1 tRNA gene, 2 rRNA genes and 1 pseudogene are annotated in these 1,538 nt (G+C 64.8%); 3 read left to right on the top strand and 1 reads right to left on the bottom strand.

The window, feature by feature from the left end:
- The 3 genes from VGO20_RS16375 to VGO20_RS16365 all read left to right on the top strand — a co-directional run.
- A 23S ribosomal RNA gene (locus VGO20_RS16375) occupies window positions 1-132 on the top strand; the annotation flags it as partial.
- 134 nt (window positions 133-266) lie between these two features.
- Window positions 267-382 (top strand): 5S ribosomal RNA (rrf, locus tag VGO20_RS16370).
- 30 nt (window positions 383-412) lie between these two features.
- Window positions 413-488: transfer RNA gene (locus VGO20_RS16365), tRNA-Asn, on the top strand.
- A gap of 419 nt (window positions 489-907) precedes the next feature.
- Here VGO20_RS16365 and VGO20_RS16360 read toward each other — a convergent pair.
- Window positions 908-1,538: pseudogene (locus tag VGO20_RS16360) on the bottom strand (hypothetical protein); the annotation flags it as partial.

Raw genomic sequence — 1,538 nt, 5'->3', positions numbered from 1 at the left:
CTAAGCGGGAAACCCCCCTCGAAACCAGCATTCCCCGAGAGCCGTGATAGACCATCACGTCGATAGGAGGCATGTGGACGCGCGGCAACGCGTGAAGCTGAGCCTTACTAATCGCTCGATCGGCTTGATCTCAGCGCCCGCAGCCCCGAAAGGGGCGAGGCGCGCTCCAGCGCCGCGCGCAGCGGCGACCCCGACTGCGGCCAACTTAGTGGTTGCACTTTTCCCGAAAAGTCACAAAATCCGAAAACGCCCGTGTGGTCCGCCGATCTGGTGGTCATGGCGGGGGGCCCAACACCCGATCCCATCCCGAACTCGGCCGTGAAATCCCCCAGCGCCGATGGTACTGCGTCTCAAGACGTGGGAGAGTAGGTCGCCGCCAGATCTGCAGACCGCACGAGCGTGTCACGATTATTCCGGCGTAGCTCAGTCGGTAGAGCAAGCGGCTGTTAACCGCTGGGTCGTAGGTTCGAGTCCTACCGCCGGAGCCAATTAAGTACGAAGCTGCGAACGCCGTGCGCCGCAGTTTCCGTTCCAGGCTTTCCTCCAGACACCTCCATGAGGGTCTGGAGGAGCTTGAGAACCGAACACGGATCACAATCTGGTCCGCTCCCCTCCCAGCCCGCTTTACGAGACTTTGGATGTGGCTTCCTCCGGAAGGTCCCATCCTCCTGTCGCAGCCGCTGACGCGCCGTCCGGGCGAACTCATCGATCGATTCGAGGTCGTTTGGAGGTGCTGCGCTACCCGCGCGAGGGCGTGCGCCGGCCGCGCGCAGGCGACCAGGTCCCCGATCGCCGAGGCGCGCCGCCGGCTCGAGCCGGCGGCGAACCATCCGTGGGCAGCTTCGGCGATTCCCATGACGATGCCCTGGTCGAGACGATCAACGGCCTCGGGAAAACCCGGCGCGGTTCACCCGTCCCGAAGGCTGCGGAAGCAGGCGCGCAGCTCCTGAACGAACAGCGTCGGCTGCTCGAACGCCGCGAAATGACCGCCCCGGTCGAGCTCGTTCCAATGGATCAGATTGGGGTAGACCTTCTCGGCCCAGCTCCGCGGCGTGCGGAAGATCTCGCCGGGGAAGATGCTGACGCCGACGGGGAGTTCGACCACGCCCAGGTTCATCCCGTACTGGGCATTCTCCCGGTACAGCCTGGCCGACGAGGCGGCCGTGTTGGTCAGCCAGTAGAGCGATATGTCGTCGAGCATTTCATCGCGGGTCAACGCCGTCTCCGGATCGCCGTCGCTGTCGGTCCAAGCCTCGAACTTCTCGTAGATCCATCCGGCGAGGCCCGCAGGCGAGTCCGACAGGGCATAGCCGATCGTCTGTGGCCGCGTGGCCTGTATCCGGTATCCGAAGCCGTCGGTGGTGAAGCGCTGCAGGGCCGCGATCGCCTCGCGCTCTGTATCGCTCCGGTGAAGGCCGCCTTGTGAGATTGGGAGCTGGATGCGAGTCAGAGGGCTGTTCCTGAGGCTATCCCTATGGCAGTCCTTATGGCGATCCAGCGTGTCGAGGTGATCACGGGCCGGGCGGCTCGGCGCCGGT

The organism is Arenibaculum sp., from assembly GCF_035998295.1.
Lineage (GTDB): Bacteria > Pseudomonadota > Alphaproteobacteria > Azospirillales > Azospirillaceae > DASYHS01.
This window is presented reverse-complemented; position numbering and strand designations above follow the sequence as displayed.